Source organism: Streptomyces sp. S063 (assembly GCF_002832675.1).
GTDB lineage: Bacteria > Actinomycetota > Actinomycetes > Streptomycetales > Streptomycetaceae > Streptomyces > Streptomyces sindenensis.
The window spans coordinates 1,414,204-1,430,017 of record NZ_CP021707.1 but is presented as its reverse complement, the minus strand read 5'-3'; the positions used below and the strand labels follow the sequence as shown (position 1 = coordinate 1,430,017).

The 15,814-nt window shown below is 70.5% G+C and carries 15 protein-coding genes; 9 read left to right on the top strand and 6 right to left on the bottom strand.

What is annotated here, in order from left to right; all coding sequences use genetic code 11:
* Positions 1–16: 16 nt before the first annotated feature.
* The 9 genes from gap to CCZ36_RS06390 all read left to right on the top strand — a co-directional run bounded on the left by gap (position 17) and on the right by CCZ36_RS06390 (position 8,640).
* Positions 17–1,027, top strand: coding sequence for a type I glyceraldehyde-3-phosphate dehydrogenase (gene gap / locus CCZ36_RS06430; protein ID WP_006123685.1), 1,011 nt, complete (start codon positions 17–19; stop codon positions 1,025–1,027).
* A gap of 327 nt (positions 1,028–1,354) precedes the next feature.
* Positions 1,355–2,566 carry a phosphoglycerate kinase gene (locus tag CCZ36_RS06425; protein ID WP_128817186.1) on the top strand — a complete coding sequence of 404 codons (1,212 nt, stop codon included), beginning with the start codon at positions 1,355–1,357 and terminating at the stop codon, positions 2,564–2,566.
* A 6-nt stretch (positions 2,567–2,572) separates the two neighbouring features.
* A complete protein-coding gene (gene tpiA / locus CCZ36_RS06420) occupies positions 2,573–3,349 on the top strand; it encodes a triose-phosphate isomerase (protein ID WP_069743175.1) in 777 nt (258 codons plus the stop codon).
* Between the two features lie 115 nt (positions 3,350–3,464).
* Entirely contained in the window at positions 3,465–3,698 is a 234-nt protein-coding gene (gene secG, locus CCZ36_RS06415) for a preprotein translocase subunit SecG (protein WP_010061274.1), read from the top strand.
* A 111-nt stretch (positions 3,699–3,809) separates the two neighbouring features.
* Positions 3,810–4,145 (top strand): RNA polymerase-binding protein RbpA, encoded by a 336-nt coding sequence (locus tag CCZ36_RS06410; protein WP_073217477.1) that lies wholly within the window; start codon positions 3,810–3,812, stop codon positions 4,143–4,145.
* 183 nt (positions 4,146–4,328) lie between these two features.
* Positions 4,329–5,987 (top strand): glucose-6-phosphate isomerase, encoded by a 1,659-nt coding sequence (pgi, locus tag CCZ36_RS06405; protein ID WP_128817185.1) that lies wholly within the window; start codon positions 4,329–4,331, stop codon positions 5,985–5,987.
* A gap of 4 nt (positions 5,988–5,991) precedes the next feature.
* The gene (locus CCZ36_RS06400; protein ID WP_069740401.1) at positions 5,992–6,498 is read left to right on the top strand and encodes a PH domain-containing protein; all 507 of its coding nucleotides are present in this window, start codon (positions 5,992–5,994) and stop codon (positions 6,496–6,498) included.
* A complete protein-coding gene (locus CCZ36_RS06395) occupies positions 6,495–8,021 on the top strand; it encodes a PH domain-containing protein (protein ID WP_128817184.1) in 1,527 nt (508 codons plus the stop codon). The genes CCZ36_RS06400 and CCZ36_RS06395 overlap by 4 nt, the downstream gene beginning before the upstream one ends.
* A gap of 103 nt (positions 8,022–8,124) precedes the next feature.
* Positions 8,125–8,640 carry a hypothetical protein gene (locus tag CCZ36_RS06390; RefSeq protein ID WP_237302826.1) on the top strand — a complete coding sequence of 172 codons (516 nt, stop codon included), beginning with the start codon at positions 8,125–8,127 and terminating at the stop codon, positions 8,638–8,640.
* Positions 8,641–8,666: 26 nt separating this feature from the next.
* On the opposite strand, the gene CCZ36_RS06385 is transcribed toward CCZ36_RS06390, so the two are convergent.
* The 6 genes from CCZ36_RS06385 to tkt all read right to left on the bottom strand — a co-directional run bounded on the left by CCZ36_RS06385 (position 8,667) and on the right by tkt (position 15,695).
* Positions 8,667–9,029: a VOC family protein gene (locus CCZ36_RS06385; protein WP_128817182.1), complete on the bottom strand. Its 363-nt coding sequence runs from the start codon at positions 9,027–9,029 to the stop codon at positions 8,667–8,669.
* A gap of 71 nt (positions 9,030–9,100) precedes the next feature.
* Positions 9,101–9,883, bottom strand: coding sequence for a 6-phosphogluconolactonase (gene pgl, locus CCZ36_RS06380; RefSeq protein ID WP_069740405.1), 783 nt, complete (start codon positions 9,881–9,883; stop codon positions 9,101–9,103).
* Positions 9,880–10,920 carry a glucose-6-phosphate dehydrogenase assembly protein OpcA gene (gene opcA, locus CCZ36_RS06375; protein WP_128817181.1) on the bottom strand — a complete coding sequence of 347 codons (1,041 nt, stop codon included), beginning with the start codon at positions 10,918–10,920 and terminating at the stop codon, positions 9,880–9,882. The genes pgl and opcA overlap by 4 nt, the downstream gene beginning before the upstream one ends.
* Positions 10,917–12,449: a glucose-6-phosphate dehydrogenase gene (gene zwf, locus CCZ36_RS06370; protein WP_010061287.1), complete on the bottom strand. Its 1,533-nt coding sequence runs from the start codon at positions 12,447–12,449 to the stop codon at positions 10,917–10,919. The genes opcA and zwf overlap by 4 nt, the downstream gene beginning before the upstream one ends.
* Before the next feature lie 5 nt (positions 12,450–12,454).
* Entirely contained in the window at positions 12,455–13,573 is a 1,119-nt protein-coding gene (tal, locus tag CCZ36_RS06365; protein WP_128817180.1) for a transaldolase, read from the bottom strand.
* Between the two features lie 34 nt (positions 13,574–13,607).
* Positions 13,608–15,695: a transketolase gene (gene tkt, locus CCZ36_RS06360; RefSeq protein WP_128816952.1), complete on the bottom strand. Its 2,088-nt coding sequence runs from the start codon at positions 15,693–15,695 to the stop codon at positions 13,608–13,610.
* Positions 15,696–15,814 lie beyond the last annotated feature (119 nt).

Here is a 15,814-nt window from a genome sequence, read left to right as displayed (position 1 = left end):
ACGAGGAGATCGGTTCGTGACGATCCGCGTAGGCATCAACGGCTTCGGCCGCATCGGTCGCAACTACTTCCGCGCGCTGCTCGAGCAGGGTGCGGACATCGAGATCGTGGCTGTCAACGACCTGGGTGACACTGCGACCACTGCGCACCTGCTGAAGTACGACACCATCCTGGGCCGCCTCAAGGCAGAGGTCAGCCACACCGCCGACACCATCACCGTCGATGGTCACACCATCAAGGTGCTCTCCGAGCGCAACCCGGCCGACATCCCCTGGGGTGAGCTGGGCGTCGACATCGTCATCGAGTCGACCGGCATCTTCACCAAGAAGGCCGACGCCGAGAAGCACATCGCGGGCGGCGCCAAGAAGGTCCTCATCTCGGCTCCGGCCAAGGACGAGGACATCACCATCGTGATGGGCGTCAACCAGGACCAGTACGACGCGGCCAAGCACAACGTCATCTCCAACGCCTCCTGCACCACCAACTGTGTGGCGCCGATGGCCAAGGTTCTCGACGAGAACTTCGGCATCGTCAAGGGCCTGATGACGACGGTCCACGCGTACACCAACGACCAGCGCATCCTGGACTTCCCGCACTCGGACCTGCGCCGCGCCCGCGCCGCCGCCGAGAACATCATCCCGACCACCACCGGTGCCGCGAAGGCCACCGCCCTGGTCCTCCCGCAGCTCAAGGGCAAGCTCGACGGCATCGCGATGCGCGTCCCGGTCCCGACCGGCTCCGCCACCGACCTGGTCGTCACCCTCCAGCGCGAGGTCACCAAGGACGAGGTCAACGCCGCGTTCAAGAAGGCCTCCGACGACGGCGCCCTCAAGGGCTTCCTGACGTACACCGAGGACCCGATCGTCTCCTCGGACATCGTCGGCGACCCGTCGTCCTGCACCTTCGACTCCTCCCTGACCATGGTCCAGGAGGGGAACTCGGTGAAGATCCTCGGCTGGTACGACAACGAGTGGGGCTACTCCAACCGCCTCGTCGACCTCACGGTCTTCGTCGGCGAACAGCTCTGATCCTCGGGTCGGCAGGCACATCGATGTGAGCGAAGGGGCTCGACCGGCGCAACGACGCGCGGGTCGAGCCCCTAGGCCGTGTCGACAGACTGCCGTCTGCCGCGCGGCGTCTGGCACGCACGCTCGCAGCGTTGCCGAAACGGCCAAGTAGCTCCTTCCCCAAGCTCTCAGCTCCGTTCGAGCAGGGGAGGCCCCATTCGAGGCCATTCCGGCGCCTTGCGATCGCACGCACCAGACGCCGCGCGGCCCGGCCTTCGGCCGGACGACGGCGGTCTGTCGACACGGCCTAGCATGCTCATCGGTCCTTCCAAGGAGTAAACGGAACAGATGAAGACGATCGACGAACTTCTCGCCGAAGGGGTCGCGGGCAAGCGGGTATTCGTCCGCGCCGACCTCAACGTGCCGCTGGACGGCACCACGATCACCGACGACGGCCGCATCCGCGCCGTCCTCCCGACGATCTCCAAGCTCGCCGAGGCCGGCGCGCGCGTCGTCGTCGCCTCGCACCTCGGCCGCCCCAAGGGCGCCCCGGACCCGGCCTTCTCGCTGGCGCCCGCCGCCGCCCGCCTGGGTGAACTCCTCGGCGCCGACGTGGCTTTCGCCGCCGACACGGTCGGCGACTCCGCCCGCGCCGCGGTCGCCGGCCTCGCCGACGGCCAGGTCGCCGTCATCGAGAACCTGCGCTTCAACGCCGGCGAGACCTCCAAGGACGACGCCGAGCGCGCCGCCTTCGCCGATCAGCTGGCCGAGCTCGCCGACGTCTATGTGGGCGACGGCTTCGGCGCCGTCCACCGCAAGCACGCCTCGGTCTTCGACCTCCCGGCCCGGCTGCCGCACTACGCGGGCTACCTCATCGCCACCGAGGTCGGCGTCCTGAAGAAGCTCACCACCGACGTCAAGCGCCCGTACGCGGTCGTTCTCGGCGGCGCCAAGGTCTCCGACAAGCTCGGCGTCATCGACCACCTGCTGGAGCGGGCCGACCGCATCCTCATCGGCGGCGGCATGGCGTACACCTTCCTCAAGGCCAAGGGCTACGAGGTCGGCAGCTCGCTGCTCCAGGAGGACCAGATCCCCGCCGTGCGGGAGTACCTGAGCCGGGCCGAGGAGAAGGGCGTGGAGTTCGTCCTCCCCGTCGACGTCGTCGTCGCCCCCGCCTTCCCCGACCTGAAGACCAAGGCCCCGGCCCATCCCACCACCGTCGCCGCCGACGCCATGCCGGAAGGCCAGATGGGGCTGGACAACGGGCCCGAGACCAACAAGCTCTACGCATCGAAGCTCGCCGACGCGGCCACCGTCTTCTGGAACGGCCCGATGGGCGTCTTCGAGCACCCCGACTTCGCCGACGGCACCCGCGCGGTCGCCCAGGCGCTCGTCGACTCCCCGGCCTTCAGCGTCGTCGGCGGTGGCGACTCCGCCGCGGCCGTCCGCATCCTGGGCTTCGACGAGAATGCTTTCGGACATATTTCGACCGGTGGCGGTGCGAGCCTCGAATACCTCGAGGGCAAGACGCTTCCCGGGCTCGCCGCACTGGAGGACTGACCTTTCATGACCACCCGCACCCCGCTGATGGCGGGCAACTGGAAGATGAACCTCAACCACCTCGAGGCCATCGCCCACGTCCAGAAGCTCTCCTTCGCGCTGACCGACAAGGACTACGAGGACGTCGAGGTCGCCGTCCTGGCGCCCTTCACCGACCTGCGCTCCGTGCAGACCCTGGTCGACGGCGACAAGCTGAAGATCAAGTACGGCGCCCAGGACATCTCGGCGTACGACTCCGGCGCGTACACCGGTGAGATCTCCGGCCCCATGCTCGCCAAGCTGCGCTGCACCTACGTCGCCGTCGGCCACAGCGAGCGCCGCCAGTACCACGGCGAGACCGACGAGATCTGCAACGCCAAGGTGAAGGCCGCCTACAAGCACGGCCTGACCCCGATCCTCTGCGTCGGCGAGGGCCTGGACATCCGCAAGGCCGGTGACCAGGTCTCCTACACCCTCGCGCAGCTCGACGGCGCCCTGAAGGACATCCCGGCCGAGCAGGCCGAGTCCATCGTCATCGCCTACGAGCCCGTCTGGGCCATCGGGACCGGCGAGGTCGCCACCCCCGAGGACGCGCAGGAGGTCTGCGGCGCGATCCGCCGCCGCCTGGCCGAGCTGTACTCGCAGGAGCTGGCCGACGCCGTCCGCATCCAGTACGGCGGCTCCGTCAAGTCCGGCAACGTCGCCGCGATCATGGCGCAGCCCGACGTCGACGGCGCCCTCATCGGCGGCGCCGCACTGGACGCCGACGAGTTCGTCAAGATCGTCCGCTTCCGCGACCAGTGAGTATGCGGTAGCGCCGATCCGTCGTACCCTTGCGGGGGCCGAGGGGGTGGTCACCCTCCGGCCCCCGCTGTACGTACAGGCAGTATTCGAGAAATCCGGAAAGTAGGGACCAGCCGTGATTCTGGCGTTCCAGATCGCCCTGATCGTCTTCAGCCTGCTGCTGATGCTGCTGGTGCTCATGCACAAGGGCAAGGGCGGCGGCCTCTCCGACATGTTCGGTGGCGGAATGCAGTCCTCCGTCGGTGGCTCCTCGGTCGCCGAGCGTAACCTCGACCGGATCACCGTGGTGGTCGGTCTGGTCTGGTTCGCGTGCATCGTCGTCCTCGGTCTGCTCATCAAGCTCGACTGAACGACTCGTTCCGCGATTCCGGTAACGGTGTAACTCCTTCCACTGGACGCACGTTGGGCCTTACGTAGACTGGGGCATCCTTCGAGCACCATCACGCAGGGAGTTACGACCGTGGCAAGTGGCAACGCGATCCGGGGAAGCCGGGTCGGAGCGGGGCCGATGGGGGAGGCCGAGCGGGGCGAGTCGGCGCCGCGCCTCCGCATCTCCTTCTGGTGCTCGAACGGGCACGAGACGCAGCCGAGCTTCGCCCATGACGCGCAGGTGCCGGACACCTGGGACTGCCCGCGCTGCGGCTTCCCGGCCGGCCAGGACAAGGACAGCCCGCCCGACCCGCCCCGCACCGAGCCCTACAAGACGCACCTCGCATACGTGCGCGAGCGGCGCAGCGACGAGGACGGCGAGGCGATCCTCGCCGAGGCACTGGCCAAACTCCGCGGCGAGATCTGACATTTCTCCCGCACAGCTCCACGGAAACCCCAGTCGTTCAACCGGCCGGACGCCCCACGGGTGTCCGGCCGGATCGCGTTCCCGCGCCACCCGCCTCCTCCACGCCGTCGGCCTCCACGATCAATTAGGTTGGAGGGGCAGCGGGGATGCTGATGACGAGTGAGAAGTGGGCTGATATCCCGGATGAACGCAGCAAGCCGAACCAAGCTCAACCAGACGCCCGAGTGGACGGCTCTCGCCAAGCACCGTGAGGAGCTCGGCGCACCCCAGCTGCGCGAGCTGTTCGCGCGGCAGCCGGAGCGGGGCACCGCCTACACCCTGCGGGTCGGCGACCTCCACCTCGATTACTCCAAGCACCTGGTCACCGACGAGACGCTGCGCCTGCTGCGCGAGCTCGCCGCCGCCACCGGGGTCGCGGAGCTGCGGGACGCGATGTTCCGCGGCGAGAAGATCAACACCACCGAGGACCGGGCCGTCCTGCACACCGCGCTCCGCGCCCCGCGCGACGCGGTCATCGAGGTCGACGGCGAGAACGTCGTACCGGCGGTGCACGCCGTCCTCGACAAGATGGCCGGCTTCGCCGAGAAGGTCCGCTCCGGACAGTGGACCGGCCACACCGGCAAGCCGGTGAAGAACATCGTCAACATCGGCATCGGCGGCTCCGACCTCGGCCCCGCCATGGCCTACGAGGTGCTGCGCTCCTTCACGGACCGCGACCTCACCCTCCGCTTCGTCTCCAACGTCGACGGCGCCGACCTCCACGAGGCCGTCCGCGACCTCGACCCGGCCGAGACGCTGTTCGTCATCGCCTCCAAGACGTTCACGACGATCGAGACCATCACCAACGCCACCTCCGCCCGGGACTGGCTGCTGACCGAGCTGAAGGCCGGTCAGGACGCCGTCGCGAAGCACTTCGTGGCGCTGTCGACCAACGCCGAGAAGGTCGAAGAGTTCGGCATCGACACGGCCAACATGTTCGAGTTCTGGGACTGGGTCGGCGGTCGCTACAGCTACGACTCGGCGATCGGCCTCTCGCTGATGGTCGCCATCGGCCCGGACCGCTTCCGCGAGATGCTCGACGGTTTCCACCTCGTCGACGAGCACTTCCGCACCGCCCCCGCAGAGGAGAACGCCCCGCTCCTGCTGGGCCTCCTCGGCGTCTGGTACGGCAACTTCTTCGACGCCCAGTCGCACGCGGTGCTGCCCTACAGCCACTACCTGTCCAAGTTCACCGCGTACCTCCAGCAGCTCGACATGGAGTCCAACGGCAAGTCCGTCGACCGCGAGGGCGACCGCGTCGACTGGCAGACCGGGCCGGTCGTCTGGGGCACGCCCGGCACCAACGGGCAGCACGCCTACTACCAGTTGATCCACCAGGGCACCAAGCTCGTCCCGGCGGACTTCATCGGCTTCGCCGCCCCCGTCCACGACCTGCTGCCCGGCCTGATCGCCCAGCACGACCTGCTGATGGCCAACTTCTTCGCCCAGACCCAGGCCCTCGCCTTCGGCAAGACGCCCGAGGAGGTCCGGGCCGAAGGCGTGCCCGAGGAGCTGGTCCCGCACAAGACGTTCCGGGGCAACCACCCCACGACGACGATCCTCGCCGACAAGCTGACCCCCTCGGTCCTCGGCCAGCTCATCGCGCTGTACGAGCACAAGGTCTTCGTCCAGGGCGCCATCTGGAACATCGACTCCTTCGACCAGTGGGGCGTCGAACTCGGCAAGGTCCTCGCCAAGAAGATCGAACCGCTGCTGACCGGCGACGGGGGAGCGGACGCCGGGCAGCTCGACAGCTCCACCGCCGCCCTGGTCGACGCCTACCGCACCCTGCGCGGGCGCTGAGCCGATGCCACAGGGGGAGGGGGAGACGGTCCGGCTGCGGCCGCCGCGCAACACACTGAACGAGCGCGCCGTCGGCTGGTGGCGGGTCCAGTGGCTGCTGCTGACGGCTCTGCACGTCGTGCCGCTCGCGGTGCTCGGAGCGATCGTCGCACCGGCCCGCTTCTGGCTGCTGCTGCCCGCCGCGGTCCTGGCCGTGGCGGGCACGGCGGCCGCCGTCCTCTTCCCCCTGTGGTGGTTCCGTACGCACCGCTGGGAGGTCACCGAGGAAGCGGTGTACGTCCGCACCGGTTTCTTCTGGCAGGAGTGGCGGATCGCTCCGATGTCCCGGATCCAGACCGTGGACACCGTGCGCGGCCCGCTGGAGCAGCTCTTCCGGCTCGCCACCGTCACGGTCACCACCGCCTCCGCCAAGGGGGCGGTCCGGATCCAGGGGCTGGACCACGAGCTGGCCGCCGACCTCGCCGGACAGCTCACCCGGATCACGCGCGACACCCCCGGCGACGCCACATGAGCACCGCCGCCCCGCCCGCCGACTGGCACCGCCTCGACCCCCGTACGGTCCTGGTCACCGCCCTCGTCGTCGCCGGGGTCGTCGCGGGCGCGGCCATCCCCGTCACGCTCGGGCTCACCCGCTGGTTCAGCCTCCCCGTCGCCGTGCTCCAGGTGCTCGCCGGAGCCGTTCTGGTCATCGGGGTCGCGGCGGGCGCCGACCGGGTCCGCTGGCACCGCACCCGCTATCGCGTCGGCGCTGAGCGCGTCGATCTCCACACCGGCCTCCTCCTCGTCAAGCGCCGCTCCCTGGCCCGCAGCCGCATCCGCACGGTCGACCTCACCGCCAACCTGATGCTCCGCCTCCTCGGCCTGGTCACCGTCAGGATCGGCACCGGCGAACAGGGCTCCGAGTCCACCCTCGTACTGGACCCGGTCACCCGTGCCGAGGGCGAACGGCTGCGCCTCCTCCTCCTGGAGCGCGCCGCCACCGCATCGCCCGGCGTCCACCGCGAGGGCGAACTGGCCGTCCTGGACCCCCGCTGGATCCGTTACGCCCCGGTCTCCTTCGTCGCCCCGATGCTCGGCGGGGCCGCCGCCGGGGCCGTGATGCAGGTCAGCGACTGGGTCGGGGCGCAGGGCCAGGTCATCGAGTGGGTCGGCGACCGCTTCCGGGAGACCCCGCTGCTCTGGGTGATCATCGTCCTGGTCCTGGCCGCCCTGGTCGCGGGCGTCGTCGGGGCGCTCGGCCTCTGGATCGAGATGTGGTGGAACTACCGCCTGGAGCGCGAACCGGGCGGCACGCTGCGGGTCCGGCGCGGGCTGTTCACCTCCCGGTCGATCTCCGTCGAGGAGGCCCGGCTGCGCGGCGTCGACCTGGTCGAGCCCCTGGGCGTCCGGCTGCTCGGCGCGGCCCGCCTCGACGCCATCACCACCGGCCTGGCCAAGGACCACGAGGCCAAGAACGCCGACCACAACACCCTGCTCCCGGCCGCGCCCCGGGCCCGGGCCGACACCGTCGCCGCCGACGTGCTGCGCGAGCCCGGCACCCCGACCGGCGCGGCGCTCACCCCGCACCCCCGTGCCGCCCGGGGCCGCCGACTGCGCTGGTCGCTCGCGGCGGCCCTCGGCCCGGTCCTGATCCTGACGCTCCTCGGGGCGCTGCTCACGCCCGTGCTGCTGTGGATCGCGCTCGGCTGCGCGGTGGTGGCCGTCCCCGTGGCGGTGGTGCTCGCCCTGGACGCGTACCGGGCGCTCGGCCACGCCCTCTCCGGCCGCTATCTGGTCACCCGCTCCGGTACGGTCCGCCGCTCCACGGCCGCCCTCGAACGGGCCGGGGTGATCGGCTGGACGGTGAAGCAGTCGGTGTTCCAGCGCCGGGCCGGGCTGCTGAGCGTCACGGCCACCACGGCCGCCGGAGGCGGCGCGTACACGGCGTACGACACCGACGCCTCCGAGGGCCTGGCGTTCGCCGCCGACGCGGTCCCGGGGCTGCTGGAGCCCTTCCTGGAACGCGCCGGGGACCCCGGGCGCCCCCGCCCGTAGAACGGCCGGAAAACTCGCGGGCGCCCCGCCCCGCGTCCGCCCTATCCTGACCGCTGCCGTCCGCACGGGGGCGGCCCGACGGAGAGGCGGCTGCGTGCCGGATATGTACGGGTTCCTGCTGGACGCCGAGTTGAGGAAGGCGTTCGACGTGTGGTCGGGCTATCTGAGCAGCCGGACCGGTGAGGACCCCGGGGCCCGCTCCCGGCTGCGCGACCTGCTGGAGTCGGCCCGCGCGGCAGCCGCCGAGGACGAACTCGCCCACGCACGGGCCCTGGTGGCGGAGATGCACGACCAGGCCGAGGCAGCCGGCCTCCCGTGGGCGCCGACGCGGCCCACCGCCGAGGAGGCGGACCGTCAGGCTCGTGACTACGCCAAGGACGACCTGCGGAAGGTCTTCACGGTCCAGCGGCGCGAGGATCTCGACACCATCGCGATCATTCTGAGCGTCACCAGGCGGCGCTTCAGGGCCCTCCCCGATCTCGACGCCGCCACGCGCCGGGACATCGACTACATCTGCGCCCGCGCCGCCATGGCCCTCGACCTCGCCCACGCGACGGCGGCCCGACGGGAATTGGAACGCCTGGAAGCCCTCGCGCGGCGCCTGGGCGTGAAGCCCTGAAGCCCTGACGTCTCCGGGAGGGCGCCTCAGCCGCCGTGCGTCGTGTCGATGACGCAGAAGCGGTTCCCCTCCGGGTCGGCGAGCACCACGAAGTCCGGGTCCGGCGGATAGAGCTCCCACGCGACCCGCTCGGCGCCCAGGCCCATCAGCCGCTCCACCTCGGCCTCCTGCTCGTCCGAGTAGAGGTCCAGGTGGACCCGGGGGACCTCCTGCACGGGGGAGGCGGAGCGCCCCAGCGCCACGCCGACGCCGGGCCCTTCGACCGGGACCAGCACCACCCAGTCGTCCGTCCTCGGCTCGCGCTCGGTGTACGTGAGCGCGGCCTTCCAGAAGGCGGCGGCCCTGCTCACGTCGGTCGCGCCCATCACCACGGTTCCGATATGCACCATGGGGCCGAGCCTTTCACGACGAGGCCCGGCCCGCTCGGGATATGCGGGCCGGGCCTGAAGAGCGTCAACGCTCAGGCGGAGGCCGGAGGGTAGAGCGCGCGCGGCAGTCGCGAGGCCGCCGCCGCGTCCAGCAGCCACAGCGTGCGGCTGCGGCCGTACGCGCCGGCCGCCGGGACCTGGATCTCCCCGGCCCCGGACAGCGCGATGGCCGCCGCTTCCGCCTTGTCCTCGCCCGCCGCCAGCAGCCACACCTCACGCGCCGCGCGGATCGCGGGCAGCGTGAGCGAGACGCGGACCGGCGGCGGCTTGGGCGCCCCGTGCACACCGACGACGGTGCGCTCGGTCTCCCGTACCGCGGGCAGCTCCGGGAAGAGCGACGCCACATGCGTGTCCGGGCCGACGCCCAGCATCAGCACGTCGAACGTGGGCACCGGGCCGTGGTCCTCGGGACCCGCGGCGGCGGCCAGTTCGTCGGCGTAACCGGCCGCCGCGGCATCCGCGTCGTCGCCGTACGGGCCGTCGGACGCGGGCATCGCGTGCACCCGGGCGGGATCCAGCTCCACCGCGTCGAGCAGCGCCTCACGGGCCTGGGTGACATTGCGCTCCGGGTCGCCCTCGGGCAGGAACCGCTCGTCGCCCCACCACAGGTCCAGGCGCGACCAGTCGACCGCGTCCCGGGCGGGCGCGGCGGCGAGCGCGGCCAGCAGGCCGTTGCCGTTGCGCCCGCCGGTCAGCACCACCGAGGCGTGGCCCCGGGAGGCCTGGGCGTCCACGATCTTCGTGATCAGCCGGGCCGCCGCGGCCTGGGCCATCAGCTCCTTGTCGCGATGGACGACCAGTTGGGGAGGCGTCACTTGGAGGCCGCCTTCTTGGCCGGGGCCTTCTTCGCGGCGGGAGCCTTGGCCTCGGCGGCCCTGTCCGCCTTGTCCGTGGCGCTGTCGACCGGCTTGGCCGTGACCTCGCCGCCCGAATGCAGCTTGTCGACGCCGAACTTCACCGCCGAGGCGTAGGTGTTGTCCGGGTCGAGCCGGCGCAGCTCCTCCGCCAGCAGCTCGGCGGTGTCCCGCCGCTTGAGCGCCACCGCGCGGTCGGGCTGGTTCTGCATGGAGAGCGTGGCCAGCGAACCGTCGGCCCGGTCCAGGACGATGACGCCGTTCTTCGTCTCCATCCGGGCCGCGGTGAGCCCGGGGCCCTGGGAGAGCGTGCGCTCCACCGGGACGCCGAGCCGGTCCGCGAGCCACATGGCCAGCAGTTCGCAGCTCGGGTTGTCGCTCTCGCCCTCGACGGTCGCGGCGATCACCTCGGCCGGCTGCTGGTCCAGCGCGGCGGCCAGCATCGAGCGCCACGGAGTGATCCGGGTCCAGGCCAGATCGGTGTCGCCGGGGCTGTACGTCTCGGCCCGCACCGCCAGCTCGTCCAGCGGCAGCTCCGCCGAGTAGGTGTCGGTGATCCGGCGCTGGGCGAGCGCCCCGAGCGGGTCGTTCGCCGGGTCGGCGGGGGCGTCCTCGGGCCACCACACCACGACCGGGGCGTCCGGCAGCAGCAGCGGCAGGACCACCGACTGGGCGTGGTTGGCCAGTTCGCCGTGGAGGCGCAGGACGACGGTCTCGCCGGTGCCCGCGTCGGAACCGACCCGGACCTCGGCGTCGAGCCGGGCGTCGCGCCGGGCCCGCGGCGAGCGGCTGACCCGCTTGATCACCGCGATGATCCGCGAGGGGTGCTCGCGCGAGGCGTCACCGGCCGACTTGAGCGCGTCGTACGCGTTCTCCTCGTCGGTGACGATGACCAGCGTGAGCACCATGCCGATGGCGGGGGTGCCGATCGCCCGGCGGGCCGAGACCAGCGCCTGGTTGATCTTGCTGGACGTGGTTTCCGTGAGATCGATCTTCATGGCCGCCTCCAGCTCCGTCCGTCACGTGCGAGCATCTCGTCGGCCTCGGCCGGACCCCAGGTGCCGGCCGCGTACTTCGCGGGCTTGCCGTGCTTGTCCCAGTACTCCTCGATCGGGTCGAGGATGGTCCAGGAGAGTTCGACCTCCTGGTGGCGCGGGAAGAGGTTGGCGTCGCCGAGCAGGACGTCCAGGAGGAGCCGCTCGTACGCCTCCGGGCTGGACTCCGTGAACGACTCGCCGTACGCGAAGTCCATCGTGACGTCCCGGACCTCCATCGAGGTGCCGGGCACCTTGGAGCCGAAGCGCACGGTGACGCCCTCGTCCGGCTGGACCCGGATGACCAGGGCGTTGCCGCCCAGCTCCTCGGTCGCGCCCGACTCGAAGGGCAGGTAGGGAGCGCGCTTGAAGACGACCGCGATCTCCGTGACCCGGCGGCCGAGCCGCTTTCCGGTGCGGAGGTAGAACGGCACGCCCGCCCAGCGGCGGTTGTTGATCGTCAGCTTGATCGCCGCGTAGGTGTCGGTCGTCGACTTGGGGTCGATGCCGTCCTCCTCGCAGTAGCCGAGGACTTCCTGGCCGCCCTGCCAGGCGTGCTCGTACTGGGCGCGCACGGTGTGCAGACCGAGGTCCTCGGGCAGCTCGACGGCGGTGAGCACCTTGAGCTTCTCGGCGACCAGGGCCTTCGGGTGGAAGGAGCCGGGCTCCTCCATCGCGGTGAGCGCCAGCAGCTGGAGCAGGTGGTTCTGGATGACGTCACGGGCGGCGCCGATGCCGTCGTAGTAGCCGGCCCGGCCGCCGATGCCGATGTCCTCGGCCATCGTGATCTGTACGTGGTCGACGTAGGACCGGTTCCAGATCGGCTCCCACATCGTGTTGGCGAACCGCAGCGCCAGGATGTTCTGGACCGTCTCCTTCCCCAGGTAGTGGTCGATCCGGAAGACCTCGTTGGGCGGGAAGACGTCGTGCACGAGCTGGTTGAGCTCCTGCGCGCTGGCGAGGTCGTGGCCGAACGGCTTCTCGATGACGGCACGCCGCCAGGAGCCCTCCTTCTGGTCGGCCAGGCCGTGCTTCTTCAGCTGCTGGACGACCTTGGGGAAGAACTTCGGCGGCACGGAGAGGTAGAAGGCGAAGTTGCCGCCCGTCCCCTGCGCCTTGTCGAGCTCCTCGATGGTCGCCTTCAGCGTCTCGAACGCCTCGTCGTCGTCGAAGTTGCCCTGGACGAAGCGCATCCCCTGGATGAGCTGCTGCCAGACCTCCTCGCGGAACGGCGTACGGGCGTGCTCCTTGACGGCGTCGTGGACGACCTGGGCGAAGTCCTCGTCCTCCCAGTCGCGGCGCGCGAAGCCGATGAGCGAGAAGCCCGGCGGCAGCAGGCCGCGATTGGCCAGGTCGTAGACGGCAGGCATCAGCTTTTTACGGGACAAATCGCCCGTGACGCCAAAGATGACCAGGCCCGACGGCCCCGCGATACGCGGGAGCCGTCGGTCCTGTGCGTCACGGAGCGGGTTGGCTCCGGGAACAGCAGACAAAGTGGTCAGCCCTCCGAGGGGGCGAGGCGCGAAAGCTCCGCCTCGGTCGACTTGAGCAGGTCGTTCCAGGACGCCTCGAACTTCTCGACGCCCTCGTCCTCCAGCACCTGTACGACGTCGTCGTAGGAGATGCCGAGGTTCTTGATGGCGTCGAGGTCCGCGCGTGCCTGGTCGTAGCCGCCGGCGACGGTGTTGCCGGTGATCTCGCCGTGGTCGGCCACCGCTTCCAGGGTCGCCTCCGGCATGGTGTTCACCGTGTTCGGCGCCACCAGGTCGTCGACGTACAGCGTGTCCTTGAGCGAGGGGTCCTTGACACCGGTCGAGGCCCACAGTGGACGCTGCTTGTTGGCCTGCGCCTTGTCCAGGGCCGCCCAGCGGTCGGAGGAGAAGACCTCCTCGTACGCCTCGTAGGCCAGCCGGGCGTTGGCCAGGGCGGACTTGCCCTTGGCGGCCTTCGCCGTCTCGGAGCCGATCGCGTCCAGACGCTTGTCGATCTCGGTGTCCACGCGGGACACGAAGAACGACGCCACCGAGTGGATCTTGGAGAGGTCCAGGCCCGCGGCCTTCGCCTTCTCCAGGCCCGCGAGGTAGGCGTCCATGACCGCGCGGTAGCGCTCCAGCGAGAAGATCAGCGTCACGTTGACGCTGATGCCCCGGCCGATCGTCTCGGTGATCGCGGGGAGGCCCGCCTTGGTGGCCGGGATCTTGATGAGCGTGTTCGGCCGGTCGACCAGCCAGGCCAGCTGCTTGGCCTCGGCGACGGTGGCCAGGGTGTTGTGGGCCAGGCGCGGGTCCACCTCGATGGAGACCCGGCCGTCCTGGCCGCCGGTGGCGTCGAAGACCGGGCGCAGGATGTCGGCGGCGTCGCGGACGTCCGCCGTCGTGATCATGCGCAGGGCTTCCTCGACGGTGACCCTGCGGGCGGCGAGGTCGGTGAGCTGCTGCTCGTAACCGTCGCCCGAGGAGATCGCCTTCTGGAAGATCGACGGGTTGGTGGTGACGCCGACGACATGGCTCTGGTCGATCAGCTCGGCCAGGTTCCCGGACGTGATCCGCTTGCGCGACAGGTCGTCGAGCCAGATCGCCACGCCCTCGTCGGAGAGGCGCTTGAGTGCGTCTGTCATGAGTTGCATCTCCTACTAGTCGTATCTGCCGGCGTCAGCGCGCTGCGGCTTCGAGGGATTCCCGCGCGGCGGCGGCCACGTGCTCCGGCGTGAAGCCGAACTCGCGGAACAGCACCTTCGCGTCCGCCGAGGCACCGAAGTGCTCCAGCGAAACAATGCGGCCCGCGTCGCCCACGTACCGGTACCAGGTCAGGCCGATGCCCGCCTCGACGGCGACGCGCGCCTTCACCGACGGCGGCAGCACGCTGTCCTTGTATCCCTGATCCTGCTCCTCGAACCACTCGACCGACGGCATCGAGACCACCCGGGTCGGCACCCCGGCCGCCTGGAGCTGCTCGCGCGCCTCGACGGCCACGTGCACCTCGGAGCCGGTCGCGATGAGCAGTACCTGCGGCTCGCCGCCTTCGGCCTCGAAAAGGACGTAACCGCCCTTGGCCGCGTTCTCGTTCGCCTCGTACGTCGGCACACCCTGGCGGGTCAGCGCCAGACCGTGCGGGGTGCCCTTGCCGAACACCTTGGTGTAGCGGCGCAGGATCTCGCGCCAGGCGATGGCGGTCTCGTTGGCGTCCGCCGGGCGCACCAGGTTCAGGCCCGGGATCGCGCGCAGCGAGGCCAGGTGCTCCACCGGCTGGTGGGTCGGGCCGTCCTCGCCGAGGCCGATCGAGTCGTGCGTCCACACGTACGTCACCGGCAGGTGCATCAGCGCGGAGAGGCGCACCGCGTTGCGCATGTAGTCGGAGAACACCAGGAAGGTGCCGCCGTAGATGCGGGTGTTGCCGTGCAGCGCGATGCCGTTCATCGCGGCGGCCATCGCGTGCTCGCGGATGCCGAAATGGATCGTCCGGCCGTACGGGTCGGCCTGAGGCAGCGGGTTGCCCGCGGGGAGGAACGACGACGTCTTGTCGATCGTCGTGTTGTTCGAGCCCGCCAGATCGGCGGAGCCGCCCCACAGCTCGGGCACGATCTCACCGAGCGCCTGGAGCACCTTGCCGGACGCGGCACGCGTCGCCAGACCCTTGCCGGGCTCGAAGACGGGGAGCTTCTCCTCCCAGCCCTCGGGCAGCTCGCCCGCGGCGATCCGGTCGAAGGAGGCGGCGCGCTCGGGGTTGGCCGTGCGCCACGCGGCGAACGCCTTGTCCCACTCGGCGCGGGCCTCGCGGCCGCGGTCCAGGGCCTGACGGGTGTGGCCGATGACCTCGTCGGAGACCTCGAAGGTCTGCTCCGCATCGAAGCCCAGGACCCGCTTGGTCGCCGCGACCTCGTCGTCGCCGAGCGCCGAGCCGTGCGCGGCCTCGGTGTTCTGCGCGTTCGGGGCGGGCCAGGCGATGATCGAGCGGGCCGCGATGAACGACGGACGCCCGGTCTCGGCCTTGGCCGCCTGGAGCGCCGCGTACAGACCCGCCGGGTCCAGGTCGCCGCTGGGCAGCTGGTCGACACGCTGCACGTGCCAGCCGTACGCCTCGTACCGCTTGATGGTGTCCTCGGAGACCGCGGTCTCCGTGTCGCCCTCGATGGAGATGTGGTTGTCGTCCCAGAGCAGGACCAGGTTGCCCAGCTTCTGGTGTCCGGCCAGCGAGGACGCCTCGGCCGAGATGCCCTCCTGGAGGCAGCCGTCACCCGCGACGACCCACACCATGTGGTCGAACGGGGAGGTGCCGGGGGCCGCCTCGGGGTCGAACAGGCCGCGCTCGTAGCGGGCGGCCATCGCCATGCCCACCGCGTTGGCGACACCCTGGCCCAGCGGCCCGGTCGTCGTCTCGACACCGGTGGTGTGACCGTACTCCGGGTGGCCCGGCGTCTTCGAGCCCCAGGTGCGGAAGGCCTTCAGATCCTCCAGCTCCAGGCCGTATCCGGCGAGGTAGAGCTGGATGTAGAGGGTCAGGCTGGAGTGGCCGGCGGAGAGGACGAACCGGTCGCGGCCGGTCCACTCGGCATCCGCGGGATCGTGCCGCATCACCTTCTGGAACAGGGTGTACGCGGCAGGAGCCAGGCTCATCGCCGTGCCCGGGTGGCCGTTCCCGACTTTCTGTACGGCGTCCGCGGCGAGAACACGGGCGGTGTCCACGGCCCGCTGGTCCACATCGGTCCACTGGAGGTCTGTGGTGGTCGGCTTGATGCTCACCCTGAGTCAGGGCTCCTCTCCACTGTCGTAAACCGGTGACTGTTACCGCACCGGGCGTTGTCGAGCCTACCCCCGTTGCCGGACACGCTTTCCGTGCACTTTCCAGGGTGTGGGCGCCC

Coding starts and splice junctions, on each gene's coding strand:
- opcA (WP_128817181.1), bottom strand. CDS start 10,920: ATGAAGATCGATCTCACGGAAACCACGTCCAGCAAGATCAACCAGGCG.
- CCZ36_RS06395 (WP_128817184.1), top strand. CDS start 6,495: ATGAGCACCGCCGCCCCGCCCGCCGACTGGCACCGCCTCGACCCCCGT.
- CCZ36_RS06390 (WP_237302826.1), top strand. CDS start 8,125: ATGTACGGGTTCCTGCTGGACGCCGAGTTGAGGAAGGCGTTCGACGTG.
- tpiA (WP_069743175.1), top strand. CDS start 2,573: ATGACCACCCGCACCCCGCTGATGGCGGGCAACTGGAAGATGAACCTC.
- CCZ36_RS06400 (WP_069740401.1), top strand. CDS start 5,992: ATGCCACAGGGGGAGGGGGAGACGGTCCGGCTGCGGCCGCCGCGCAAC.
- CCZ36_RS06425 (WP_128817186.1), top strand. CDS start 1,355: ATGAAGACGATCGACGAACTTCTCGCCGAAGGGGTCGCGGGCAAGCGG.
- tal (WP_128817180.1), bottom strand. CDS start 13,573: ATGACAGACGCACTCAAGCGCCTCTCCGACGAGGGCGTGGCGATCTGG.
- CCZ36_RS06385 (WP_128817182.1), bottom strand. CDS start 9,029: ATGGTGCATATCGGAACCGTGGTGATGGGCGCGACCGACGTGAGCAGG.
- pgi (WP_128817185.1), top strand. CDS start 4,329: ATGAACGCAGCAAGCCGAACCAAGCTCAACCAGACGCCCGAGTGGACG.